Source organism: Pseudomonas lalkuanensis (assembly GCF_008807375.1).
Taxonomy (GTDB): Bacteria; Pseudomonadota; Gammaproteobacteria; order Pseudomonadales; family Pseudomonadaceae; genus Metapseudomonas; species Metapseudomonas lalkuanensis.
Genome location: NZ_CP043311.1, coordinates 117,947 through 143,754, shown reverse-complemented (window position 1 = coordinate 143,754; position 25,808 = coordinate 117,947). Strand labels below are relative to the sequence as shown.

Below are 25,808 nucleotides of genomic sequence, written 5' to 3'. Positions count from 1 at the left end.
ATCTAGTCTGCAAGGGTCCGGTTCACCCATAACAACAACTCCGCGAGAACCGCCTCATGCCCCGTCACGGCCAGACACCGCACGTCCTTGCGTCTCGCCTGCCACGCCTGCCTCCGGCCCATATCCCGCGTCCGCGACTGGTCGAACGCCTCGCCGCCCAGGATGCCCAGCTTCGCCTGCTCTGCGCCCCGGCCGGCTTCGGCAAGAGCGTGCTGATCAACGAGTTCCTCCGCGCCCGGACCGAACCGGCACGGGTCGTCTGGCTCAACCTCGCCGGCCAGGCGCTGACGCCGGAGCAGCTGCTCGCCCAACTCGCCGCCGAGCTGGCCGAGGACGCCCCTGCCCTGCCCACCGCCCAGGCCCTGCAGCAGCTGTTGGCACATCGCGGCGAACCGATATGGCTGGTCCTGGACGACTACCCCGGCCATCCCTCCGCCGGGCTCGACGACTGCATCGACCAGCTCCTGGCGCGCGCCTTGCCCGATCTGTGCCTGCTGGTCAGCGTGCGCCAGCGCCCGGCCTGGAACCTGCCGCGCCTGCTGCTGGCCGGCGAGCTGCTGGAACTGGACGCCCCCCAGCTGGCTTTCGATCGCCAGCAGCACGAACAGCTGGTAGAGCAACTGGCGCCGCGCACCAGCGCCGCCATGCGCGAAGAGCTCTGGCAGGAAACCGAAGGCTGGTGCGCCGGCGTGCGCCTGCACCTCTCCGCCAAGGTGCCGACCAGCGCCAGTGGCAACCACTGCTGGCTCAGGGAATACCTGGACCACGAACTGCTCAACCGCCTGAGCCCTGAAGAAGCCAACTGCCTGTTCGCCCTGGCGCACCTGCCCAAGGTCTCGGCCGAGCTTTGCCAGCACCTCTGGGAAGAGAGCGACGGCGCCGGGCTTTTCGAGCGCCTGCTCGCACGGCAGGCCTTCTGCATGCCGCTGGACGAACACGGCACCTGGTACCGCGTGCTGCCAGCCGTGGCCCGCGCCCTTCGCCACCGCATCAGCGAAGCCGCCGCCACTCGCCTCCACCTCAGCGCCTGCCGCATGTTCATCGCCGCCGGCCAGGTGGAGGACGCCATCGAGCAGGCCCTCTGTGCCGGCCAACCGGAAGCGGCGGCCAACTACCTGGAGCGCCTCGGCCAGGAATGGCTGACCGGCGAACAGCACCTGGCCCACCTCCTGGCCTGGCGCGCGCGACTGCCCGCCACCTTGCTGGAAAGCACACCGCGCCTGCTCAGCCTGAATGCCTGGGGCCTGCTGATTTCCTGGCGCCTGGACGAAGCCGAAGCCTGCATCGCCAAGCTCGGCCATTTCCTGCCGCAACCGACCGCTCTGCGCAACCGCAAGCTGCTGGCCAACTGGCAGGCTCTGCACGGCGTGCTCGCCGCGCTGCGTGGCCAGTCCGTCGCCAACGCTCGGCTGCACTGCCGCGAGGCACTGGAGCACCTGCCCGAACACGACTGGATGCCCATCCTGTTCTGCTACTCCAGCCTGGCACGGGTGGCCATGGCCAGCGGCGCCCCGGAAGAGGCCCAGCCCCACCTGCACAAGGCGCTGGAGATCGCCCGCCGCCAGGGCAGCCTGCTGTTCGAAGTGCTGCTCAACCTCGACCGAATCCGCCTGCTTCTGCTGCGCGGCGAGTTTGGCCGGGCCCAGACCTTGCTGGAGCAAAGCTTCGCGCTGATCGGCAGGCGCAAGCAGGTGGACAGCCTGATGCTTGGCCGCCTGCACCTGATCCAGGCGGAACTGCACCTGATCACCGATCGCCTGGAGGACGCCGAAGGTGCCCTGCGCGCTGGTCTGGAACAGGCCCACGAATGCCTGGATCCCTTTGCCCTGCACGGTTTCCTCGGCCTGGCGGAACTCCGCGCCCGCCGTGGTCAGTTCGACGAGGCCTACCAGGAACTGCGCGAGGCCGAGCGGCAGATGCACTGCCGCCAGGTCTGGCGCTATGCCTACAGCGGCGTCCTGAATCTGCAGGGCATGCGCGTGCTGGCCCGTCAGGGCCGCTGGGAGCGCATCGAGCCGGTTGCCCTGCGCATCCAGCGCTACTTCGAGGGCGATTGCCGCTGGATGGCGCCCCTGGACTACCCCACCCTCCCCCTGCGCAACCAACTGCTGCTGGCCCGTGCACAACTGGAATCCGGGCGTGCCGAGCAGGCTGAAGCCATGCTCCAGTCACTGCTGGCGCACAGTCAGTCGCTGCAGTTCGCGCCCCTGGCCTGCGAGGTGCAACTGGCCCTCGCCGCCACCTGGCATGCCCTCGGCCGTGCCGAGGCCAGCCAGTTGCACCGCCAGGCCCTGGAGGAGGCCGAGCGCCTGGGCATGCACGGCCTGCTGCGTGACTACCCACGCTGCGACAGTGCCGGCGCGGTCGAGAACGATCAGGGCAACCTGCTCAGCCAGCGCGAACGCGCCGTCCTGCAACTGCTGGCTGAAGGCTTCTCCAACCAGGAAATCGGCGGCTACCTGTTCATCTCGGTGAACACGGTTAAAACCCACACGAAGAAGATCAACAGCAAGCTCGGCGTAAAGCGCCGCACCCAGGCGGTGATGCGCGCCAAGACGCTGGGATTGCTGGTCTAGGGCCTCACAAGCGGAAACGCGCCGTGCATCCCCCGGCAGGGTGGAAATCCTTTCCGTGGTTTTCCACCCTGCGTACGAAACCGCCGGCAAAAGCCGAACACCCCCGGTATCGCCTGCCCGAATTTCACCCGAGCGACATCGTCCGTTCCCATTACGGCACCCGCGACAAATTGGCGCAGCCCGCGAGGCGACTGGGTTACACGCGAACTACCCTTCTCCTTGCCAATCGACTGAAATCTGAATCCTGACTCTGTAGTCAGGCATTTTCAAAAGCTACAGAACGCCCATTTTCCGCAGCCTTATGGCAACTATTAAAAAGTCTTACTAACAGTGCGCCAGCCATTAACGGCAGGATGTCACGTACCCAAAGCCTGTACTGGCGCTGCTTTGATGGATAGTCATTCAGCCTGGGGATGGAGACCGGCACCGGAGTCCTTGGTGAAGACTCGCCTCCACCAGTGATGACGGGGTCTGGAACGGAAGCCAGGGACGACAAGTCTAATCGTGACTTGTAGTTTTTGCGCCGTTTTACTCCAGAACTGCTTGAAGCAGTTGAGGTCCCGATTGCAGAATGCCGCGCCACCAGGTTTCGGCTGTTGCGATACCAGGCTGTTGAAAGGCGGATCCGCCTCGCCAGAGCACCATCCGCAGTGCACTGGTTCACCAGATCGATCACGCAGGAGATTTGAAGTGCACATCGGTGTTCCTCTCGAAAGCCATGCTGGCGAGACGCGGGTTGCCGCGACGCCCGAAACCATCAAGAAGCTGGTGAGCCAAGGCCACCAGGTGACGGTGCAAAGCGGTGCCGGCGTCAGCGCCAGTATCCCGGACAGTGCCTATGAGGCCGTTGGCGCCACCATTGGCAACGACGCCGCCGCCTTCGGCGCCGACCTGGTGCTGAAAGTGGTTGCCCCGACCGAGGGCGAGTTGGCGCACATGCGTGCCGGCGCCGTGCTGGTGGGCATGCTCAACCCCTTCAGCAACGAGACCATCGCGCGCATGAACGCTCGCGGTATCACCGCCTTCGCCCTCGAAGCGGCGCCGCGCACCTCTCGCGCCCAGAGCCTCGACGTGCTGTCGTCCCAGGCCAACATCGCCGGGTACAAAGCCGTGCTGCTGGCGGCTCACCACTACCCGCGCTTCATGCCGATGCTGATGACCGCCGCCGGCACCGTTAAGGCCGCGCGCATCCTCATCCTCGGTGCCGGCGTAGCGGGCCTGCAGGCCATCGCCACGGCCAAGCGCCTGGGTGCGGTGATCGAGGCGTCCGACGTGCGCCCGGCGGTGAAGGAGCAGATCGAATCCCTCGGCGCCAAGTTCGTCGACGTGCCGTTCGAGACCGACGAGGAGCGCGAATGCGCCCAAGGCGTTGGCGGCTACGCCCGTCCGATGCCGGCCTCCTGGATGGAGCGTCAGGCCAAGGCCGTGCACGAGCGCGCCAAGCAGTCCGATATCGTCATCACCACCGCGCTGATCCCGGGCCGCAAGGCACCGACCCTGCTCCACGAGGCCACCGTTGCCGAAATGAAGCCGGGCTCCGTGGTCATCGACCTGGCCGCTGCCCAGGGCGGTAACTGCCCGCTGACCGAAGCCGACCAGGTAGTGGTCAAGCACGGCGTGACCATCGTCGGCCACAGCAACCTGGCCGCCATGGTGCCGGCGGACGCCTCCGCCCTCTATGCGCGCAACCTGCTGGATTTCCTCAAGCTGATCCTCGACAAGGACGGCCAGCTCAACATCAACCTCGAAGACGACATCGTCGCCGCATGCCTGATGTGCCGCGACGGCAATGTCGTGCGTAGCAACGGCGCTCCCGCCGCGACCGCTGCTCCGCAAAAAGCGAACGCATAAGGATAGAGACCATGGACCTGATTTCCGACGGCATCTACAACCTGATCATCTTCGTGCTGGCCATCTACGTTGGCTACCACGTGGTGTGGAACGTCACCCCGGCCCTGCACACCCCGCTGATGGCGGTGACCAACGCCATCTCGGCGATCGTGATCGTCGGAGCCATGCTGGCCGCCGCCCTCACCGTCACCCCGCTGGGCAAGGCCATGGGCACCCTCGCCGTGGCACTGGCCGCGGTGAACGTCTTCGGTGGCTTCCTGGTCACCCGACGCATGCTGGAAATGTTCAAGAAGAAAGCACCGAAAGCGCAGTTGGAGAAGCACTGACCATGAGCATGAACCTGATCACTGTTCTCTACCTCGTCGCCTCGGTGTGCTTCATCCAGGCGCTCAAGGGCCTGTCGCACCCGACTTCGTCGCGTCGCGGCAACCTGTTCGGCATGGTCGGCATGGCCATCGCCGTGCTCACCACCGTCGGCCTCATCTATAAGCTCGGTGCGGACCTCGCCACCCAGGGCATCGGCTACGTGATCGTCGGCCTGCTGGTCGGCGGCACCGCTGGTTCGATCATGGCCAAGCGCGTCGAAATGACCAAGATGCCGGAGCTGGTCGCCTTCATGCACAGCATGATCGGCCTGGCCGCGGTGTTCATTGCCATCGCCGCTGTCGTCGAGCCGCAATCCCTGGGTATCGTTGCCTCCCTGGGCGACTCCATCCCGGCCGGTAACCGCCTGGAGCTGTTCCTCGGCGCGGCCATCGGTGCCGTTACCTTCTCCGGTTCGGTCATCGCCTTCGGCAAGCTGTCCGGCAAGTACAAGTTCCGCCTGTTCCAGGGTGCCCCGGTGCAGTTCGCCGGCCAGCACAAGCTGAACCTGCTGGTGGGCCTGGCGATCATCGCCCTCGGCCTGTACTTCACCTTCACCGGCAACATCGCAGCCTTCGCCCTGCTGGTGGCGCTGGCTTTCGTCATCGGCGTGCTGATCATCATCCCGATCGGTGGTGCCGACATGCCGGTGGTGGTGTCCATGCTCAACAGCTACTCGGGCTGGGCGGCGGCTGGTATCGGCTTCTCGCTGAACAACTCGATGCTGATCATCGCGGGCTCCCTCGTGGGCTCCTCGGGCGCGATCCTCTCCTACATCATGTGCAAGGCGATGAACCGCTCCTTCTTCAACGTCATCCTCGGCGGCTTCGGTGCCGAAGCTGACGCCGGCGCATCGGGCGGCAGCCAGGAGCAGCGTCCGGTGAAGTCCGGTTCGTCCGACGACGCGGCCTTCCTGCTGACCAACGCCGACAGCGTGATCATCGTCCCCGGCTACGGCCTGGCGGTGGCCCGTGCCCAGCACGCGCTGATGGAGCTGTCCGAGAAGCTGTCCCACCGCGGCGTGAACGTGAAGTACGCGATCCACCCGGTTGCCGGCCGTATGCCGGGCCACATGAACGTCCTGCTGGCCGAGGCCGAAGTGCCCTACGAGCAGGTGTTCGAGATGGAAGACATCAACTCCGAGTTCGGCCAGGCCGACGTGGTGCTGGTGCTCGGCGCGAACGACGTGGTCAACCCGGCGGCGAAGAACGATCCGAAGTCGCCGATTGCCGGCATGCCGATCCTGGAAGCCTTCAAGGCCAAGACCATCATCGTGAACAAGCGCTCCATGGCCAGCGGCTATGCCGGCCTGGACAACGAACTGTTCTACATGGACAAGACCATGATGGTGTTCGGCGACGCCAAGAAGGTGATCGAGGACATGGTCAAGGCTGTGGACTAAGCCCTGTCCGGCGATACCGAAAACCCCGGCCTGGTGCCGGGGTTTTTGTTTTTTTGAAGCCCCCCTGGGGTAGTCGGATTGTGGGAGCGAATTCATTCGCGAAGCAGGCCGCAGGACTGCCCTCCAGACCGACCGGGGCAGCTGCGCTGCTCTTTCGCGAATGAATTCGCTCCTACGGACGGATCGCCAAGCGTCGGCCATTTACCGACGAAAGGCCCAAAATAGAGCCATTTCTTCGACCTTGGTATAGAAGCCGGGTACCCCGCCAGTCCCTAGACTGCGCGGCTCCTACCCCGTTGTCCGAGGTTTTTCCCCATGTACTCTGATCGCGTGCGCCTGTCCTCCCTGTTGGGCAAGGTGATGAGTGCGGCCGACGCCGCTGCCCTGATCGAAGACGGCATGACCGTCGGCATGAGCGGCTTCACCCGTGCCGGTGAAGCCAAGGCCGTGCCCCAGGCCCTGGCCGCGCGAGCCAAGGAGCAGCCGCTGCAGATCAGCCTCATGACCGGCGCGAGCCTGGGCAACGACCTCGACAAGCAGCTCACCGAAGCCGGCGTGCTTGCCCGGCGCATGCCCTTCCAGGTGGACAGCACCCTGCGCAAGGCGATCAACGCGGGCGAAGTGATGTTCATCGACCAGCACCTGTCGGAAACCGTGGAGCAGCTGCGCAACCACCAGCTCAGGCTGCCAGACATCGCCGTGATCGAAGCCGTGGCCATCACCGAGCAGGGCCATATCGTGCCGACCACCTCCGTGGGCAACTCCGCCAGCTTCGCGATCTTCGCCAAGCGCGTGATCGTCGAGATCAACCTGGCGCACAACCCCAACCTGGAAGGCCTGCACGACATCTATATCCCGACCTACCGGCCGACCCGCACACCGATCCCGCTGACCCGCGTGGACGACCGCATCGGCGGCACCGCCATCCCGATCGACCCGGCGAAGATCGCCGCCATCGTCATCACTGACCAGCCGGATTCGCTGTCCACCGTGCTGCCGCCGGACCACGAGACCCAGGCCATCGCCGACCATCTGATCGACTTCTTCAAGCGTGAAGTGGACGCCGGGCGCATGAGCAACAACCTCGCGCCGCTGCAGGCCGGTATCGGCAGCATTGCCAACGCCGTGATGTGCGGCCTGATCGAGTCGCCCTTCCAGGACCTCAGCATGTACTCCGAGGTGCTGCAGGACTCCACCTTCGACCTGATCGACGCGGGCAAGCTGAGCTTCGCCTCGGGCAGCTCCATCACCCTGTCCGCACGTCGCAACAGCGACGTCTTCGGCAATCTCGAGCGCTACAAGGACAAGCTGGTACTGCGCCCGCAGGAAATCTCCAACCACCCCGAAGTGGTGCGGCGCCTGGGCATCATCGGCATCAACACCGCCCTGGAGTTCGACATCTACGGCAATGTGAACTCCACCCACGTGGGCGGGACCAAGATGATGAACGGCATCGGCGGCTCCGGCGACTTCGCCCGCAACGCCCACCTGGCCATCTTCGTCACCAAGTCCATCGCCAAGGGCGGCGCGATTTCCAGCGTGGTGCCCATGGTCAGCCATGTGGACCACACCGAGCACGACGTGGACATCCTGGTCACCGAACAGGGCCTGGCCGACCTCCGTGGCCTGGCACCGCGCGAGCGCGCCCGGGCGATCATCGACAGCTGTGTGCACCCCGATTACCGCCACGAACTGCTGGACTACTTCGAGCGCGCCTGCGCCAGGGGCGGCCATACCCCGCACCTGCTGCGCGAAGCCATGTCCTGGCATATCAATCTGGAAGAAACCGGCCGGATGCTGGCCAACTGATCCGGTCGGAGCAAAACAGTTATGGGCTTGTAACCATTGATTCTGAGGGCAAGACCTAAAAACAGTTTCTGAAAATACAGAACTGTACTGTTCAAAAGCCCTGCTGTTCATTATTTACTCAGGAAAAATTGCGGTTTCCCGTTGAATTACGAGTGATTCAACGGGGCACCCATACAGTTGCGCAGTTTTTCAGCAAAACAGTTGATAAGCATGCTAATAAAGCCCAGCACAATTTAGAGCAACTGTGACTACAGAGGCAGCTGTTCAGGGTCCATCATAGGCACCAGTTGATAACCAAGCCCCGTCACAAGCGGGAAGGACCTGCCGCCATGGAACGTACCCTCAGTTCCGACCTGATTTTCGAAAGCGCTGAACAATCCCCGAAATCCTCGTGGGCCCTGCGCGCCGTTTCCACCCTGCTGCTGTGGCAGCGCCGCATCGCCAGCCGTCATCAACTGGCCATGCTGGACCATCGCCTGCTGGCCGACGCTGGCATCAGCGAAGCACAGCGCGAAGCCGAACTGAACAAGCCCTTCTGGCGCTAAGCAGTTCGCCGGGCCAGGAGGCCCGAATGCAACACCCCAGACAGAACCCGTCGCCACCCGCGACGGGTTTCGTCGTTTCTGGGACCGGATTTTTCTGGCGACTGAAGAGCGAACTGTAGTGTGAACACTGCGCGCACCAGAATTTCCGGACTTCCCGGTGCGAGCGGCGCCCCCCCTAGGACGCAGCCCCAACACAGCTGCACCGGATCAGACCGATACAGTTTCCAATAAATCAGATCTGCTACAGCACAATTCACCCTTGCTGTGACTGCACAGCTTTTCTGCAGAACGAGATCATGGCCTTCCATAACCAATCCCCGCAGTGCTGCGGGAAGGAAAAGCGCCATGGACCGCACCCTCACTGCCTCTGCCACTGCACAGTTCGAATCCAGCCGCCCGCGCACCCACCGGTACCTGCGCCTGTTCGCCACCCTGGCCCAGTGGCAGCGTAACGCCCGCACCCGGCACCAGCTCGCACAGCTGGACGCCCGCGCCCTGGCTGATGTGGGAATCAGTCCGAGCGAGCGCTACCAGGAACTGGAGCGTCCCTTCTGGCGATGAGTACCGATGTGCGACCCTGCGCGCTGGAACGTATCGAGGCGCCCCCATCACCTCTCCAACGCGCAGCCGCCAATCGCAGGCGCTTGGCCAGTACTGGCCCGGAACAGCCATATTGACTAGGCTTTCCCCTCAGCCGGCGGCATTCATCACGTATCACGCCGCCGTCCCGGTCAGTAAAAGGAGCCCCCAATGACCTCTATTCGCCTGCTCAGCGCGGCCGCCCTGCTGGCGCTCGCCACCAGCGCCTCGGCCACCAGCTTCGTGGTTACCACTGACGCTGTGGTCAACGCCGTTGCGGCCACCTCGGATGCCACGTCCGACGTCACCTCTTCGTTCAAGGACGACAAGATCGTGCTCGCCGCCCGAGACGACGCCGCCAGCTTCGTCGCCAGCGCCGGCGACATCCGTGGCGCCCAGCTGGAAGCCGCGTTCAAGCACATCCGCAGCGCTCAACCGCAGCTGGCGGCCAGCGACCTGCAACTGGCCCAGGCCATCCTCACCCTCTGACGGCCCCCTCCGGGCCGCGCCAGTCGCGGCCCAACAGGCTGCATGCCGCGTCCCGCCTGGCTCTCGTCCGCCCATTCCGCTAACCTTCGCGCCCTGCGCCCGAGGCTGAGAACTGCCGACGGGCATTTCCGTCCAATGCCTTAGAAATTTTCAACGGAGAGCTTCCATGCGCCGCTCGCTGTCTGTCGCAGCCATCGCCCTTTCCCTCGTTGCCGGTGCCGTCCAGGCCCAGACCCTGGTGGCGACCAGCAACATCATCGTCCGCGCGCTGGATCGCACCCTCGATTTCACCTCCGACACCACCACCTCGATCCGCGACATGAAGGTCGTCGTGGCCGCCCGTGACGACGCCGCCAGCTTCGTCGCCAGCGCCGGCGAGATCCGTGGCGCCCAGCTGGAAGCCGCCTTCGCCGCCCTGCGCGAACAGTTCCCGCAAGCCCGCGAGGCCAGCGACCTGGCCCTGGCGGAAACCATCGTCGCCCTCTGACCCTCACGAGAATCGGCCCCTGAACACCTGGTTTCGCCGAATCTGCCTGGGTGGCCTGCTGCTGGCAGGCAGCGCCCAGGCCGATTTGCGCCTGGCTCTGGATGACGAAGGGCTGACCGCGGCCCAGCGCCAGGCCAGCCAGCAACTATTGGACGAGGCCCTCGCGGCCCTGCCGCCGACCTTCGTCCAGCGCCTGGACCGGGAAGTAGAAGTGGGCTGGAGCAATGACCTGCCGGGGAACGGCTACGGCCGGGCCACCCGTTTCGACGCACTGGTACTCAACCGCAACCTGCTGGCGGGCCTCACCGACGGCAGCGCGGCGACCCGGAAGACCAACCGCGTGCACGGCACGGTGCGCCGCGAACTGCTCGCCACCGTGCTCCACGAACTGACCCACATCTACGACCGCGCGCGGCTCTGGTCCGGCGCCGAGAAGACGCAACAGTTCCGCTGCCGCAACCAGGCCGGCAGCAACGGCCCAGTGGGCCTGCCCGGCGACTGCCGCGGGCAGACCGAACGCCGCTTCACCCTGAGCGACGACCCGCGCCTGCTCGACCTCGCCGGCTGGCCGCAGTACGTGGGCAGGCGTGGCCAGCGCGAGCAGGACAACCACCAGGTGGCGCGCAGCCCGGACATCTACGAGCTGTCGAACTCCCGCGAATTCGTCGCGGTGAACATGGAGTACTTCCTCCTCGATCCGGCCTATGGCTGCCGCCGCCCGGCGCTCTACCGCTACTACCGCGAACACTTCGGCTGGGCGCCGGAACGGCAGGACACCTGCAACGACGGCTACGCCTATCTCAACGCCGGTCGCGACTTCGGCAAGCAGCCCCTGGGCAAGCTCGACCCCGAGCGCGTCTACGAAGTGGACTACCTGTTCGCCGAAGCCAACCAGAACTGGGTGAGCCGCTGGGGCCACAGCATGCTGCGCCTGGTCATCTGCGCCCCGGGCCGCCCGCGCGGACCGGACTGCCGCCTCGACCTCGACCAGCACCTGGTGCTGTCCTACCGCGCCTTCGTCGGCGACGTGCAGCTTTCCAGCTGGGACGGCCTCACCGGCGCCTATCCGTCGCGCCTGTTCGTGCTGCCGTTGCACCAGGTGATCGAGGAATACACCAAGGTCGAACTGCGCAGCCTGGCCTCGGTGCCGCTCAAGCTCAGCCGCGAGGAAGTGGACGCCCTGGTGGAACACGCCGCCGAGATGCACTGGAGCTACGACGGCGACTACTGGTTCCTCTCCAACAACTGCGCCGTGGAAACCCTCAAGCTGTTGCGCAGCGGCACCGACCACCCGGCCCTGCGCGACCTCGACAGCATCATGCCCAACGGCCTCCTGAAGCTGCTGGAAGGCCGCGGCGTGGCCGACCCCGCGCCCCTGGAAGATCCCAAGGAAGCCCTGCGCCTGGGCTATCGCTTCGACTCCTTCCGTGACCGTTACCAGGCCATGTTCAAGATCCTCCGCGAGCGCCTGAACGTGCCGCAGGAACAGGTGGAAGACTGGCTGGAACTGGCCGCCGAACGGCGCCGCCCCTGGTTCGACAAGGCCGACCTGCGCGCCAGCGCCGCCCTGCTCCTGCTGGAACAGGCTGCCCAGCGCCGCCAGCTGCTGCTGGCCCAGGACGAGCTCAAGCGCAATTACCTCAGCTCCCGCGAACAGGCCGGGCAGACCCGTTTCGCCAAAGCCGGCGGCACCCTGGAACAGATGCTCGCCAACAGCGGTTTCCTCAGTCGGCCGGCGGAAATGCTGCAAGGCGGCTACGGCCTGCCGCAAAGCGCCGAGTGGCAGCGCCTGGAAGCCGAAAGCAGCAGCCGTCAGCAGACCATGCGCAAGCTCAACGACGACCTCGACCGCGAGGTCCGCAGCCTGCTGGAACCCCAGCGCCTGGCTGAGCTGAATGCCACCGAAGCCAACCTCAAGGCCATCGGCGCGCACTTGCGCCAGTTGCACAAGGACGCCGGCGGGTTAGTCCTTCCGTAAAGCGCGCGATGTGCCCTCGGCAGGTTGGCGCAAAGCGAAGCCCAACGATTCCGCACCCGGGGCCGTTGGATTTCGTGGGGTGCGCCATGCGCATCGGCCCCCCGTGTGGAGATTCCGGTGCGCGCAGCGCACCCTGCGCGGTCCCGACTCACAGCTGCTCCTCATCCTCCTCCGGCAATTGCGGGTCCAGGTGCAGCCACGGAAGACGGCTCTTCACCCAGATATGCCGGTCCGGCGGAACGACTTCCGGCCGGTCCAGGGTGGCCACCGTCAGGTCCAGGGTGTCCGGGGCAAGCTGGGTGAAGAACGCCAACTGGCTGCCGCAATTCGCGCAGAAGTAGCGGATGCAACCGGCCGACGAGGCGTATTCGGCCGGCGTGCCGGCGGTCCAGCGGAAGCTCGCCAGGGGCACCGTGGCCCAGGTGGTGACGATGCCGCCGGTGGTCCGCCGACAGATCGAGCAATGGCAGTGGGCGACGTCGGTCAAGGGCGCCTCGACGCTGTAGCGCAGCTGCCCACAGTGGCAGCCGCCGGTATGCAGTTCGCTCATGGCAGTCTCCGTTCGCTGGCACCTGGTTAACGCTAGCAGGCGGTTGCGCAAGGCCGCCCGCATACAGAAGATGAGGGCTTCCCGCTGACTGGATGTCGCCGTGCTCACCCTCTTCCAGGCCCTCTGGCCCCTCTTCGCCCTGATCGTCGGCGGCTACCTGCTGCGTCGCTGGGACTTCCCCGGCGAAGCCTTCTGGCCCGCCGCCGAGCGCCTGAACTACTTCATCCTCTTCCCCGCCCTGCTCTTCAGCAGCCTGGCCACCGCACCGCTCGGTAACCCGGCGTTGCCGCGCCTGGCGCTGGCGGTGTTCCTCGGCCTCGGCATCGGCTGGGCCGCCCTGCTGCTGGCACGACGCGTGCTGAGCTGGCCGGCCGCACGCTTTGGCGCCATTACCCAGGGCATCCTGCGCTTCAACACCTACCTGGGCCTCGCCGCCATCGGCAGCCTCTTTGGCAAGGATGGCCTGGCCATTGCGGCGCTGATGCTGGCCCTGATGGTGCCATTGGTGAACCTGATGTCGGTCTGGGCGCTGACCGCCGAACGCGGTGTGAGCCTGCGCGGCCTGCTGCTGCCGGTGGCGAAAAACCCGCTGATCCTCGCCTGCCTGGCCGGCGCCCTGGTCAACCTGGCCGGTATCGGCCTGCCTGGCGGCACCGACCGCCTGCTCAACCTGCTGGCGGTGGCCAGCCTGCCGCTGGGCCTGCTCTGCGTCGGCGCCGCGCTACGCCCCCAGGAACTGGCCGGCGAGGTTCCCGCACTGGCCTGGAACTGCGCCCTGCGCCTGCTGGCCATGCCCGCCCTCGCCTTCCTGGTGGCCCGCGTACTCGGCCTGCCCGCCATGGAAAGCAGCATCCTGGTGCTGTTCTTCGCCCTGCCCACCGCGCCCACGGCCTACGTGCTGACCCGACAGCTCGGCGGCGACAGCCACCTGATGGCCGGCATCATCACCCTGCAGACCTTGCTCGCCGCCGGCAGCCTGCTGCTGGTGATGCGCACGCTGTCCGCCTGAAACCACGCAGGCAAATCCGCCATTCGTCGACAAATCGCCACGTAATCGGTACCGATCACCGCCGAAAGCTGGCTGAAAGGTTGCGCGCTTAGCATCCGCCCCCAGCAGGCAGAGTGAAAACGTCGCGAGCGAAGGTGAGGCAAGGCGAAAACAGGCGAAAGAGCGCAGTTTACGAGCAGTAAATGAGCATTTTGAGCCTCCTTTCAACGCAGCATCACCAAGCGCAGCAGTTTTCAACGGCCTGATGTGCCGGCAACAGACCGGACATCTGACAACAACAAGATTGGTGATCGATATGCTCCGCACCCCCTGCCTGCCCGGCACTCCTCCGTCCGTCCTCCGCACGCCTTCGGCCACGCGCTGACAGCCCCGCCCGAATCAAGTCCGGAGAACCGCCATGCTGACTCTGCTCGGCTTCGCCATGGTCATCTGCTTCATGTACCTGATCATGACCAAGCGCCTGTCCGCCCTGATCGCCCTGATCATCGTCCCCATCGCCTTCGCCCTGATCGGCGGCTTTGCCGCGGGCATCGGCCCGATGATGCTGGAGGGCATCGGCAAGCTCGCCCCCACCGGCGTGATGCTGATGTTCGCCATCCTCTACTTTGCGCTGATGATCGACTCCGGCCTGTTCGACCCGGCCGTGCGCAAGATCCTCAAGCTGGTGAAAGGTGACCCGCTGAAAGTCTCGATGGGCACCGCCGCCCTGGCGCTGATCGTCTCCCTCGACGGTGACGGCGCCACCACCTACATGATCTGCGTCGCCGCCCTGCTGCCGCTGTACAGCCGCCTGGGCATGAGCCCGCTGATCATGGCCGGCCTGATCATCCTCGCCGGCGGCATCATGAACATGACCCCCTGGGGCGGCCCCACCGCCCGCGCCGCCAGCGCCCTGCACGTGGACCCGTCGGACATCTTCGTGCCGATGATCCCCGCCATGGCCGCCGGCGCCATCGCCCTGTTCGGCCTCGCCTGGGCCTATGGCAAGCGCGAACGCGCCCGCCTCGGCGTGCTGCACCTGCCGGATGACCAGATCAATCACGACGAAATCAGCGTGTCGCAGTACCCGGAGGCCCGCCGTCCCAAGCTGCTATGGGTGAATGGCGCGCTGACCGCCACCCTGATGGTGACCCTGATCGCCGGGCTGCTGCCGCTGCCGGTGCTGTTCATGATCGCCTTCAGCATCGCCATGATCATCAACTACCCCTGCCTGCAGCAGCAGAAGGAACGGGTCGCGGCCCATGCCGGCAACGTGCTGGCGGTGGTCGGCCTGATCTTCGCCGCCGGCATCTTCACCGGCATCCTCTCCGGCACCGGCATGGTGGAAGCCATGTCCAAGAGCCTGCTGGCGATCATCCCGCCGTCCATGGGACCTTACATGGCGGTGATCACCGCGGTGGTGAGCATGCCGTTCACCTTCTTCATGTCCAACGACGCATTTTATTACGGCGTGTTACCGGTTCTGGCCGAGGCTGCGAGCCACTACGGCATCAGTCCGGTGGAGATGGCGCGAGCGTCTATCGTAGGCCAGCCGGTGCATCTGCTGAGCCCGCTGGTACCCTCCACCTACCTGCTGGTGGGCCTGGCCAAGGTGGAGTTCGGCGACCACCAGCGCTTCACGTTGAAGTGGGCGGTGATGATTTGTCTGTGTATCCTCGTCGCCGCCTTGCTGCTGGGTGTGTTCCCGCTCTTCGGATCACACTGACAGTCGCTAATTGACATTCGATCAAGCCGGAAACTGCGTAAGCTCTTTCCGGCTTGATCGTGTTCCATCCCTAGACCAAGAAACTTGCGAGGATCAACGCATCATGGAATGGCTGACCAGCCCGGAAATCTGGGTCGCCTTCTTCACCCTGACCGCCCTGGAGATCGTCCTGGGCATCGACAACATCATCATGATCGCCATCCTCGTGGGCCGCATGCCGCCGCACATGCAGGCGCGCACCCGCTTCTTCGGCCTGGCGCTGGCGATGGTCACCCGTATCGCCCTGCTGCTTTCCATCACCTGGATCATGCGGCTCACCAACGACCTGTTCCAGGTGTTCGGCCAGGGCATCTCCGGCCGCGACCTGATCCTCTTCTTCGGCGGCCTGTTCCTGCTGTGGAAGAGCACCACCGAGATGTACCACAGCCTGGAAGGCGAAGATGAAGCCGAAGCAGCGCCCAACGGCGCGGCGCGCAACTTCATCGGCACCATCATCCAGATCGCCATCATCGACATCGTGTTCTCGCTGGACTCGGTGATCACCGCTGTCGGCATGGTCTCCCACGTGCCGGTGATGGTGGCCGCGATCATCGTCGCCGTGCTGGTGATGATGCTGGCCGCCGGCACCATCAGCGACTTCATCGACAAGCACCCGAGCCTGAAGATGCTGGCCCTGGCCTTCCTGGTAGTGGTCGGTACCGTGCTGATCGCCGAGTCCTTCGAAGTCCACGTGCCGAAGGGTTACGTCTATTTCGCCATGGCCTTCTCCCTGGCCGTGGAGGCGCTCAACATCCGCATGCGTATCGCTCGCGGCCGCAAGGAAGATCCGGTGAAACTGCGCAAGGACATTCCCGGGCAGTAAGTAAGCCGATGGAATGAAGAACGGGGCCGAATGGCCCCGTTTTTCATTGCACACAGCTCAGGTGCAGGGGCGAATTCATTCGCCAAGGGCTGCGCAGCTGCCCCCCCAGTCCAAGCGCAGACCTTCTGCCCTGCCGGGAAGAAGCATGCAAAGCCTGCAACCCACTGATGGAGAAAAGATTTTCACATCATCAACGACATCGATGTCTTCTATCTGGCGTGATCACTTTTTAATCAGAACGCCATCCGTAACATGGGCTCCAGACGAAGTTTCCTCCCCCCTTCACGGAGCCACAGATCATGAAAACCCAAGCCTTCGCTGCCCTGTTCATCGCCGCCCTGAGCACCTCCGCCTTTGCCCTGCCGTCCGACTCGCAGCCGGTGCTGGGTGAATCGAAAGAAGCCACCACCCTGCAGGTCATCGACCCGGTCGCCGCCGAAGGCAGCTTCATGGTCCTGGACCGCGTGGCTGAAGGTGGCTCCGACCGCGCTGGCGCCAACCGCATCGCCGAAGGCGGCGCTGACCGTAGCGGTGCCAACCGTATCGCCGAAGGTGGTGCCGATCGCACCAATGGCTTCCGCGTAGCCGAAGGCGGTTCTGATCGCACCAAGGCGTTCGACGTCGCCGAAGGCGGCGCCGATCGTCTGCCGCAGGCCCAGCGCGTCAGCTGATCGCAGACTGCAACACCTCAAAGCCCGGCGGATGCCGGGCTTTCTGTTTCCGGGCATCCACCTCTGTAGGAGCGAATTCATTCGCGAACACCGCCTAGCGGCCCAACGAGGCACTGTTGGGTTTCGCTTCGCTCTTCGCCAACCGGCAAGGGCGGCTCCCCATCCGCCTCATGGTCAGAACAGGCTCAGTTGATCCTGGTCCCCTGGTGCTGGCAGCGCGGCCGGAGGGGCGACCTCCGCCGACTCGCCCAGCCTTTCCGCCAGCCCGGCAGCACGCTCGGCGCGGGTCGATACCGCTTCGGTCAGGCGCGCCGGCAAACCCCAGATCTCCACCTTTTTCTTGGCCCGGGTGATGCCGGTGTAGAACAACGCACGGCTGAGCAACGGGCTGGGCTGTTCCGGCAGGGCCAGCAGCACTTCGGTGAACTCCGAGCCCTGGCTCTTGTGCACGGTCATGGCGAAGGCGCTGTCGTGGCTGGGCAGGCGCGCCGGGGCGAAAGGCCGATAACCCTCGTCACCCTCGAAGAAGACCCGCAACCCGTTGGGCGTGGACAGACAAAGGCCGATATCGCCGTTGAACAGGCCGAGGGCGTAGTCGTTCTGGCGCACCATCACCGCCCGGCCGGGATACCAGCGCTCGCGGCTGGACACACTCAGGCGGCGCTTGATACGCGCCTCCAGGGCTTCGTTGATACCACCCACGCCCCAGGGCCCTTCGCGCTGGGCGGTCAGGGCGCGGAAACCGTTGAACGCGGCGAAGGCCGAGGCGGGGTCTGCGGCGCGCACGGCAGCGAAGTAGGGCGCATAGCCCGATTCCAGCCGCTCCAGCAGGGCAGCCGGGGTGGGGCCGGCGTTCCAGGTCAGGTCCGGATGACCACCACGCAGCAGCTCCAGGGTGCCACGGGCGTCGCCGCCATTGATGCGCCGCGCCAGCTCGCCGATGCCGCTGTCGCCGGCAAAGCGGTGGCTGTGGGTCAGCAGCACCACGGCATCGCCGAGGCGCGAACGGGGCTGCTCCACGGGCACGGTCTGGCCCGTGATGCGCGTCAGGTCAGCGGCGGCGGCAGCGTCCAGGCCACGGCCTTCGCAGAGTTCGGCGAACACCGCGCCAGCCTCCACCGCCGCCAGCTGATCCTTGTCGCCCAGCAGGATCAGTCGTGCATTGGGCGGCAGGGCGTCCAGCAGCTTGGCCATCAGCGCCAGGTCGACCATGGACGCTTCGTCCACCACCAGCACGTCCAACGGCAACGGATTGTCGGCATGATGGCGCACCTGAGGGGTGTCGCCACGGCTGCCCAGCAAGCGGTGCAGGGTGCGCGCCTCCTCGGGCAGCGCGGCCTTGATGGCGTCGCTCACCGGCAGTTCGGCCTTGGCGTTACGGATGGCCTCGGCCATGCGCGCAGCGGCCTTCCCGGTAGGTGCGGCCAGGCCAATGGCAAGCCGCTCACCACCGGGCTGCTCCAGCAGCGCCGCCAGCAGGCGCACCACTGTGGTGGTCTTGCCGGTACCCGGGCCGCCGGAAATCACGGCCAGGTTACGGCGCACCGCCTGGGCTGCGGCCAGGCGCTGCCAGTCCGGTTGCTGGGTGTTGCGGGCGAACAGCCGCGCCAGGGATTCGCTGAGCTGCGCCTCGTCCACCTCCGGCCGGGCGGATGCCCGCCGCAACAGGTTCTCCGCCAACTGCGCCTCGTAGGCGTGGTAGCGGCTGAGGTAGAGGCGGGCGCCGTCCAGGGTCAACGGCGCATAACCGCCGGGCGCAGCCACCAGGGCCGATGCCTGCAACGCGGCGAGCCAGGCGGGCAGGGCGGGGGCCTGCAGGCCGGGACCGCCCTCGACGAACAATGGCTGCCCGGCCCAACGTGCCAGCGGCAGGCAGACATCGCCGGCGCCCAGGGCCTGGCAGCACAACGCGGCGGCCGCCAGCACGGCATCGGGCGCCTGCGGCTCGAGGCGCTGCAGGCTCTCGGTGAAATGGCGTTCCAGCGGCCCCAGGGACCAATCGGACAGGCTCATCAGCGGCCCTCCTCGAACAGCAGGTCCAGCGCATCCAGCAGGCTGTCGGCGGGACGATGGAAGAACACCCCGGAATCCGGCATGCCGCGCAGGAACAGGTACCAGGCGCCGCCGAGCTGCCCGCTGGCGAAACCATCCAGCCGCTGGCGCAGGAAGCGCCGCAGCGCCACCAGGTAGATCAGGTACTGCAGGTGGTAGTGCTCGGCGGCGATGGCCTGCTCCAGGCGCTCGCCGCCATAGTAACTGGCATCCGGGCCGAGCCAGTTGGACTTGTAGTCAGCGATGTACCAGCGCCCGTCGTGCTCGAAGGTCAGGTCGATGAAGCCCTTCATGAAGCCCTTGAGGGTATCGAACTCCAGGCGCTCGGCAGCCACGCGCATCACTTCCGGCAGGCCATGGGCGGGGTCGGCGAGGATCGCCCGCAGGCGCCCCACATCCAGCCCGGCCACGGGGAAGGTGAAGCCCAGCTCCGGCAAGCGGCGATTGGCGGCAAGGGCCGACAGGCGCAGGCCCCGGCCGTCCAGGTCGGTATCCAGCACCCGCTGCAGATGGTCGCTGGCGATCTCCACCCAGCTATCGGGCAGGCCGTGGCCCTGCAGATGCTTCTGCACCAGCGCCGGCAGCTCGCCTTCGCCACGCATCCAGTCCTCCAGCACGGCGTGCAGGCAGGTACCGGCCCGGGCGCCACGGGGAAAGGCGAAGAAGCCGCTGCCCGGTTCGGTGGCCGGCGGCACCACCAGGCCATCGCGGTCGGGTGCTTCCATGTGCATACCAGCAGCCAGGCCGGAGAAGCTGCCCACCCGCCAGGCGCTGGCCAGGGTGCGCTCCAGGGTCGCCAGTCCGGCCGGCGGCAGGGCACGGGACTCGCCCTGCGCATTGGCTTCCTCGACCTGGGGCGGCACCACGGCGATCTGGCCCCGGCTGGCTCCGGCCAGGGCTTCGAGCTCGGCGCGCAGGGCCGCGCCATCCCGGACGGCCATATGGTGGGCGAGGGCGCCGAGCACGTCGGCCTCGTCCAGTTCGCGGCCGTGCAGCAACCAGGCGAGGGCGCAGCTGTGCAGGCCGTCTTCCGGCAGCTCGCCGTCCTTCTTCGCCTTGGGCAGGGCCACTGGCCCCCAATGGATCCACAGGCGGTCGCGAGCACGGGTCAGCGCCACGTAGGCCAGGCGCAGACGCTCGGCGAAGCGCTCGCGGCGGGCCACGGCGCGGTGCTCGTCGAGGTGCTCGCCACCAAGGTCCAGCAGCGGCGTGCCGTCCTCGGCGTGGCAGGTGATGTCCTCATCGCGGCGCAGCAGGGCGCCGTCCCAGAGGTAGGGGCAGAACACCAGCGGGTACTCCAGACCCTTGCTGGTGTGCACGGTGACGATCTGCACCCGTTCGGCATCGCTCTCCAGGCGCAGCAGGGCATCGTCGCCATGGCTCTCGGCGACGCGCTGGGCGTTGAACCAGGCCAGAAGCGGCTCCAGTCCGGGGCGCTGGAGACTTTCGGTCTGCAACAGTTCGGCCAGGTGGAGGAGGTTGGTCAGGCGCCGCTCGCCGTCGGGCAGGGCGATCAGGCGTTCGGCCACGCCCTGCTCATCGAGCCAGGCGCGGAAGGCACGCATGAAGCCTTGCTGCTGCCAGAGCTGATGATAGCGCTCGGCGTTCTCGCGCTCCTCGTCCCAGGCGTGCTCGTCGTCCTGGCAGCGCGCCAGTTGCTGGGCATCGCGGCCCAGCAGGCGAGTGGACAGGGCGTAGCGCAGCACACCTTCGCGACCGGGTTCGGCATAGGCGGCGAGCACTGCCGCCAGTTCCTCGGCCTCTTCGCTGTGCCAGACGCTGTCCCGCCCCCGGCGTACGCTGGGTACGCCACGGGCGGCGAGTTCGGCGGCGACATCACCGGCCTGGCGGTGGCTGGCCACCAGCACGGCGATGTCCCCACCCTTGAGGGGCGAACGTACGCCATCTTCGTCGAAATAGGCTTCACCACGGGCACTGGCAGCCAGGAGGCCAGCGATGCGTCGCGCGGTATCGCTGGCCACCGCGCGCCCCGCATCGCCCTTGCCGATCGGCTCGTCCCCCAGCCACACCAGCTCCAGCGGCGCACCGGTTTCGGGCAGCACCAGGTGCGCACGAGCCTTGCTGCTGGCGCCCACCGGTGGGTAGTCCAGTCCGGGCTCGGCAAAGGGCAGGGGTCGGTCGAACACCTGGTTGAGGGCGGCGATCAGCTGCGGCGTGGAGCGGTGGTTGGTGTCCAGGCTGTACTGCCGCGCGGCCTCGTCGCGGGCCTTGAGGTAGGTGGCGAGGTCGGCGCCACGGAAGGCGTAGATGGCCTGCTTGGGATCACCGACGAAGCAAAGGTCTCCCTGGTGCTCGTACACCCGGTGGAAGATGGCGTACTGCACCGGGTCGGTGTCCTGGAATTCGTCGATCAGCGCCACCGGATAGCGCTCGCGCAGGGCCTGGCCGAGGGCTTCGCCGGCCGGACCGCGCAAGGCATCGTCGAGGCGGTTGAGCAGATCGTCGAAGGCCAGCAGGCGCTGGGCCGCCTTGCGGGCCGGCAACTCGCGGTTGAGGGTCTGCAGCAGGCGCACCTGCAGGTCGATCAGGCGCTCCTCACCGGCTGGAACAGCTTCCTGCAAGGCGTCGAAGAGGCCCTGCAGCGCGGCGCAGACCGCGTGATCCGGCGCATCGAAGCCCTTCCGGGTGGCCTTGGCCAAGGCCTCGGTGCCCAGCTTTTCCAATCCGGTCGGCGGGGCGAAGAGGGCAGCCGGATCGGCGAAGTAGGCATCCAGTTCGGTTTGCCACAGGGCGAACTTGGCGGCGTCGTAACTGCGCTTGTTGAGGCTGTCGAGCTGCGCAAGCTGGGCCACGCACTCGCTGCCCAGGCGCTGCCAGAAGCTCTGGGCATGGCTCCAGGCTTCGCTGGCGGCGGACAGGTCTCCCGCTTTCAGGTCACGGGGCTCGACACGCAGGTACGGCTTGCCCAGGTGCGAACGCAGGCGCTGGCGCAACCAGGCCGGCGTGATGCGTTTCTGCGCCAGGAAACGCGCCCAGGCCGGTTCTGCGTCCGCCAGCTCGCGCCGCCAGAGGTCGGCGAGCAGCGCGTCCAGCACTTCGCGGTCGTCGGTGGACAGCTCACTGTCGAAATCTCCGCCGGCTTCGAAGGCGGCGTCCTGCAGGGCGCGCTGGCAGAAGCCGTGGATGGTGAAGATGGCCGCCTCGTCGAATCCGTGGACGGCCAGCAACAGACGGCGATGGGCGTCCTCGCCCGGGTACTGCGCATGCAATCCGGCCAGTACCGGATCGGCTGCCGGAGCGCCTTCGTACATGGCCAGCAAGGCTGCCAGACGGGCACGGATGCGCTCGCGCAACTCGGCGGTAGCCGCCGTGGTGTAGGTCACCACGAGGATCTGCCCGACACCCAGCTGGCGTTCCAGCAACAGGCGCGCGTACAGGGCGGTGAGGGTCCAGGTCTTGCCCGTGCCGGCGCTGGCCTCGATCAGGCTGCGGCCGGTGAAGGGGTCCTTGAGCAGGTCGAGGCTCATGGGTGCTCCTTGCCGATGACGAGGCCGCAGGGCAGGCCTGCGGCCTGCATCGCGAATGAATTGGCTCCCTCAGGGAGCTGGCGATCACTCTTCATCGTCACCTCCCGCCAGAGCGTCCAGGGCCGGACCGTAGAGGGTTTCGGCGAGTTGCTCGAAGCGTTCTCCCAGGGGTTCGCGGTCGCGGAAGGCGAGGGCGTACCAGGGGTCACGGGATTCGCCCACCGGGCCGAAGTCGAGGCCTTCCCAGGCCACGCGGGCCTTGTCGCGGGCGGCGTCGATCGGCTCCTTGCGGCCCGGCTTGCGCAGGCCATGGGCGAAGCCGTAGCTGGCCTTGGTGAGCAAGGGCAGGGGCGCGCACAGGGCCTCGCGGTAAGCCTGCAGCCAGGGCTCCAGCAACTCGCGGGCGTTGGCCAGGGGACCGGCCTGCCAGTCGCCGGCCGGGGACAGCAGCCGGCTGTCGCGGGCGATGCCGGGCGTGGCAGCCAGGTTGAGCAGCAGGTGACGCAGCCAGAAGGGCGCCAGCTCCCATTCGCCGAGGCGATTCAGGCGCCAGCCGAACAGGCCGTCCGGGGTGACGCCGTCAAGCCAGCCGTGGATGCGCACACCGGCCAGCTCGATATCCACCAGTAGCGGCTGCGGCACGGCATCCGGGCGTGCCTCGAACAGGCGCGGGGCGAAGGCGCGCACCGGGCCGCGCAATTGGCCCCAGAGCGCGTGCCCCACCTCGCCCACCGGCAGCCAGCCAGCGGCCCGGGCAATGCGTTTTTCAGCCTCCTCGCTCCAGCCACGTTCCACGGCATCCAGCGCCAGCTGGCGCAGGCCGCGCCAGGCCGGACCTTCGAGGCTGAAAGGCTCGTCCCCGGCCAGGGCTTCCTCGGCTTCTGCCAGGCGCAGTCCCAGACGCTGTTCGAGCAGGAAGCGCGCCGGGTGGCGGAAGCACTGGATCAGTTGCGACGGCTCCAGGGTCAGCCAGTCGGCGCCGGGCTCCGGCAGGGGCAAAGCGAAGGGCGCGGCGGCCGGCTGCGGGGTTTCCGCCAGGCGGCTCGCGGCGCGGAACCAGGGCGCGGCAAAACCGGCCCACTGGCCACCGGCGAAGTTGGCCGAGGCGAAGGGTTGCAGTGGATGGGCCACCAGCACGCGTTCGCTCGCCTTGCGCTCACCCGCGGTGGCAGTGACGTCGATGGTTTCCAGCAACTCGCTGACCAGCACCGAGGGCGGCAGGTGGGCGTTATCCCGGGGATCGCGGCCAACGAAGCTCAAGTACAGGCCATCGCGCGCCGATTGCAGGGTTTCCAGCAGCAGGTAGCGATCGTCGAGACGTCGGGCGCGATCGCCGCGCCGGGGTTTGCGGGCGATCAGGTCGAAGCCGGCAGCCGGAGTGCGGCGCGGGAAGGCACCGTCGTCCAGGCCCAGCAGGCAGACCTGGCGGAACGGCAGGCTGCGCATGGGCACCATGGTGCAGAAGGTCACGGCACCGGTGAGGAAGCCCGAGGCGCCACTGCCCTGGTCCAGGGCGGCCACCAGGTGCTGGCGCACCAGGGCCAGTTCCAGCGGACGCTCGATGCCGGCGGCCTCTGCCTGTTCGCGCAGGGCGCCGCAGGCCTGGGACAACAGCAACAAGGTATCGCCGGCCTCGCGCTCGTCGAACAGCTGGTCGATCAGGCCCTGCAGGGTTTCCGCCCAGTCGGCCAGCGGCCGTGGCCGGGCCATGTCGTCAGCCAGGGCACTGAGGCGCTGGACGAAACCGGCGAGGCGGCCGAGCAGCTGTGCGCGCGCCCCTTCCAGGGCATCCAGCGGCCAGCTGTCGCCGAGCAGGGGCGGAGCGTCGCCGGCCAGTTGCGGCGGCGCGGCGAAGCCCAGCAGCAGGCGATCAAGGCCCTGGCGCCAGCTGAAGGCACCTTCCTCCGGCAACCCCAGCCGTGCGCGGTGGGCGCCGTCGCGGCCCCAGCGCACACCAGCGTCGCGCAGCCAGTCGCGCAGCAGTGGCAGGTCCTCGTTCTCGATGCCGGCACGGGCGGCCAGGGCGGGCTGCTCCAGCCAGGCGAGCAGCTCTTCGGCAGCGAAACGGCTCTGGGGCAGCTCCAGCAGCGCGAGGAAGGCTTCCACCAGCGGCAGCTCGGCGCGCAGGCTGCGATCGGCGAGGCTGAAGGGAATGCGCGGCACGCCTTCCCGGGGGGCGAACACGGCCTCGATATAAGGGGCGTAGCGCTCGATGTCAGGGGTCAGCACCACCACCTGGTCCGGCGTGAGGCCGGGGTCGGCCTTGAAGCGCGCCAGCAGCTGGTCATGCAGCACCTCCACTTCACGCAGGGGCGAGTGGCAGAGGTGCACTTCCAGGGAGCGGTCGTCTTCGCGCAGGACCATGCGCTCTTCGGGACGGCGGGTGCGCAGGCACAGGATGTCGTTCTGCACGGCGCGCAGCAGGCTGCTGTCGTGCAGGTCCTCGTCCTCGGCATAGACGCCGACTTCCTGGCCGCCCAGGGCGAAGAGGCCATCGAAGAAATCGCGGCCCTGCTTGCCAAGGCTGGCCAGCAGCGGGTGGCCGACATCCAGGTACCAGTCGTCGATGCCCGGCTCCGGCAGTTTAGCCAGCTCGCGGATGTCACGGATATCGCCCCAGGCTTCGCGGCAGGGGTTGAGGGCGAAGAGGATCACCTGGCAATGCCGCGCCAGACCTTCGAGCACGCGCATGTGGTGCGGCGGCAGGCTGCTGATGCCGAACACCACCAGCCGCTCCGGCAGCCCCTCGACAGGAGCGCCATCATGCAGTCGCGCCAGCAGGTCGCCCAACAGGCGTGCGCGGTGCGGGTGGCCATCGGCGGTGAGTTCGCGCCAGAGCAGGGCCTGCCATTCCTCATCCGCGCCCAACCCGAGCAGCTCGCCGCGTTCCCAGGCATCGAGCCAGTCGTCGCGGTAGAGCAGGTACTGGTCGAAGACGTCGGCGATGCGCGAGGCCAGGGTCAGCCGGCGGCGTTCGTCGCCGCCCTCAAGGTACTGTGCCAGGCGCGGCGCGCGGGCCAGGTTGTCCGTCTCGCAGAGCCAGTCGTAGAGGCGCCAGCCCAGGGTGACCGGGTTGAAGGCCGATTGCGGCGGCAGCTCGCCGAGCACCAGGCGGGTGACATCCCAGACGAAACGCGCCGGCAGCTGGATATCCAGGTGCATGGCGATGCCTTGCTTGCGCGCCAGTTGCAGGGTCAGCCAGCGCCCCATTCCCTGGCTCGGCACCACCACCCTGGCGGGTGCCAGCGGGTCCTGCTGGGGTTGCGCGAGCAGGGTGCAGGCCAGCTCGCCGAGGCTTTCCAGGTCATTGGCGTGGTAGAGGTTGAGCATGGGGGCGCCGCTTGCTGAAGGTGGGCACAGGTTAGCAGCCGGGCCGGGCGACGGTCGCCCCC

General features: G+C 66.9%; 18 protein-coding genes. 14 read left to right on the top strand and 4 right to left on the bottom strand.

The genetic code is table 11. The features are described from left to right. The first annotated feature begins 56 nt into the window (after nucleotides 1-56). The 10 genes from FXN65_RS27825 to FXN65_RS00615 all read left to right on the top strand — a co-directional run bounded on the left by FXN65_RS27825 (nucleotide 57) and on the right by FXN65_RS00615 (nucleotide 12,079). On the top strand, nucleotides 57-2,576 hold the full coding sequence (locus FXN65_RS27825; protein WP_178119257.1) for a LuxR C-terminal-related transcriptional regulator: 2,520 nt from the start codon (nucleotides 57-59) through the stop codon (nucleotides 2,574-2,576). A 690-nt stretch (nucleotides 2,577-3,266) separates the two neighbouring features. After that, nucleotides 3,267-4,427: a Re/Si-specific NAD(P)(+) transhydrogenase subunit alpha gene (locus tag FXN65_RS00655; RefSeq protein ID WP_151131178.1), complete on the top strand. Its 1,161-nt coding sequence runs from the start codon at nucleotides 3,267-3,269 to the stop codon at nucleotides 4,425-4,427. Between the two features lie 11 nt (nucleotides 4,428-4,438). Continuing rightward, complete coding sequence (locus FXN65_RS00650; protein WP_151131177.1) at nucleotides 4,439-4,753, top strand: NAD(P) transhydrogenase subunit alpha; 315 nt, start codon at nucleotides 4,439-4,441, stop codon at nucleotides 4,751-4,753. A gap of 2 nt (nucleotides 4,754-4,755) precedes the next feature. Beyond that, entirely contained in the window at nucleotides 4,756-6,192 is a 1,437-nt protein-coding gene (locus FXN65_RS00645) for an NAD(P)(+) transhydrogenase (Re/Si-specific) subunit beta (protein ID WP_151131176.1), read from the top strand. A 315-nt stretch (nucleotides 6,193-6,507) separates the two neighbouring features. Next, entirely contained in the window at nucleotides 6,508-8,001 is a 1,494-nt protein-coding gene (locus FXN65_RS00640) for an acetyl-CoA hydrolase/transferase family protein (RefSeq protein WP_151131175.1), read from the top strand. Between the two features lie 329 nt (nucleotides 8,002-8,330). Further along, a complete protein-coding gene (locus FXN65_RS00635) occupies nucleotides 8,331-8,546 on the top strand; it encodes a DUF1127 domain-containing protein (RefSeq protein ID WP_151131174.1) in 216 nt (71 codons plus the stop codon). A 345-nt stretch (nucleotides 8,547-8,891) separates the two neighbouring features. Further along, nucleotides 8,892-9,107, top strand: a complete 216-nt coding sequence (locus FXN65_RS00630) for a DUF1127 domain-containing protein (RefSeq protein WP_151131173.1) — start codon at nucleotides 8,892-8,894, stop codon at nucleotides 9,105-9,107. 189 nt (nucleotides 9,108-9,296) lie between these two features. Further along, a complete protein-coding gene (locus FXN65_RS00625) occupies nucleotides 9,297-9,614 on the top strand; it encodes a DUF2388 domain-containing protein (protein ID WP_151131172.1) in 318 nt (105 codons plus the stop codon). Nucleotides 9,615-9,780: 166 nt separating this feature from the next. Then, entirely contained in the window at nucleotides 9,781-10,101 is a 321-nt protein-coding gene (locus FXN65_RS00620) for a DUF2388 domain-containing protein (RefSeq protein WP_151131171.1), read from the top strand. Nucleotides 10,102-10,120: 19 nt separating this feature from the next. Beyond that, entirely contained in the window at nucleotides 10,121-12,079 is a 1,959-nt protein-coding gene (locus tag FXN65_RS00615) for an Lnb N-terminal periplasmic domain-containing protein (protein WP_449288521.1), read from the top strand. A 148-nt stretch (nucleotides 12,080-12,227) separates the two neighbouring features. Here the strand turns inward: FXN65_RS00615 and FXN65_RS00610 are convergent, their stop codons facing one another. Continuing rightward, nucleotides 12,228-12,629 carry a GFA family protein gene (locus FXN65_RS00610; RefSeq protein ID WP_151131170.1) on the bottom strand — a complete coding sequence of 134 codons (402 nt, stop codon included), beginning with the start codon at nucleotides 12,627-12,629 and terminating at the stop codon, nucleotides 12,228-12,230. An 88-nt stretch (nucleotides 12,630-12,717) separates the two neighbouring features. Here FXN65_RS00610 and FXN65_RS00605 point away from each other — a divergent pair, with 88 nt between their 5' ends. The 4 genes from FXN65_RS00605 to FXN65_RS00590 all read left to right on the top strand — a co-directional run bounded on the left by FXN65_RS00605 (nucleotide 12,718) and on the right by FXN65_RS00590 (nucleotide 16,876). Beyond that, nucleotides 12,718-13,638 carry an AEC family transporter gene (locus FXN65_RS00605; protein ID WP_178119411.1) on the top strand — a complete coding sequence of 307 codons (921 nt, stop codon included), beginning with the start codon at nucleotides 12,718-12,720 and terminating at the stop codon, nucleotides 13,636-13,638. A 397-nt stretch (nucleotides 13,639-14,035) separates the two neighbouring features. Then, complete coding sequence (locus FXN65_RS00600) at nucleotides 14,036-15,343, top strand: CitMHS family transporter (protein ID WP_151131168.1); 1,308 nt, start codon at nucleotides 14,036-14,038, stop codon at nucleotides 15,341-15,343. A 103-nt stretch (nucleotides 15,344-15,446) separates the two neighbouring features. Next, on the top strand, nucleotides 15,447-16,205 hold the full coding sequence (locus FXN65_RS00595) for a TerC family protein (protein ID WP_151131167.1): 759 nt from the start codon (nucleotides 15,447-15,449) through the stop codon (nucleotides 16,203-16,205). Between the two features lie 299 nt (nucleotides 16,206-16,504). Continuing rightward, nucleotides 16,505-16,876 (top strand): phage infection protein, encoded by a 372-nt coding sequence (locus FXN65_RS00590; protein ID WP_151131166.1) that lies wholly within the window; start codon nucleotides 16,505-16,507, stop codon nucleotides 16,874-16,876. 174 nt (nucleotides 16,877-17,050) lie between these two features. Here FXN65_RS00590 and recD read toward each other — a convergent pair whose 3' ends face one another. The 3 genes from recD to recC all read right to left on the bottom strand — a co-directional run bounded on the left by recD (nucleotide 17,051) and on the right by recC (nucleotide 25,746). After that, entirely contained in the window at nucleotides 17,051-18,889 is a 1,839-nt protein-coding gene (gene recD, locus FXN65_RS00585) for an exodeoxyribonuclease V subunit alpha (protein WP_151131165.1), read from the bottom strand. Further along, nucleotides 18,889-22,416 carry an exodeoxyribonuclease V subunit beta gene (gene recB, locus FXN65_RS00580; RefSeq protein WP_151131164.1) on the bottom strand — a complete coding sequence of 1,176 codons (3,528 nt, stop codon included), beginning with the start codon at nucleotides 22,414-22,416 and terminating at the stop codon, nucleotides 18,889-18,891. Before recB ends, recD begins: the two co-directional genes overlap by 1 nt. Before the next feature lie 84 nt (nucleotides 22,417-22,500). After that, complete coding sequence (gene recC, locus FXN65_RS00575; protein WP_151131163.1) at nucleotides 22,501-25,746, bottom strand: exodeoxyribonuclease V subunit gamma; 3,246 nt, start codon at nucleotides 25,744-25,746, stop codon at nucleotides 22,501-22,503. Nucleotides 25,747-25,808: the final 62 nt, after the last annotated feature.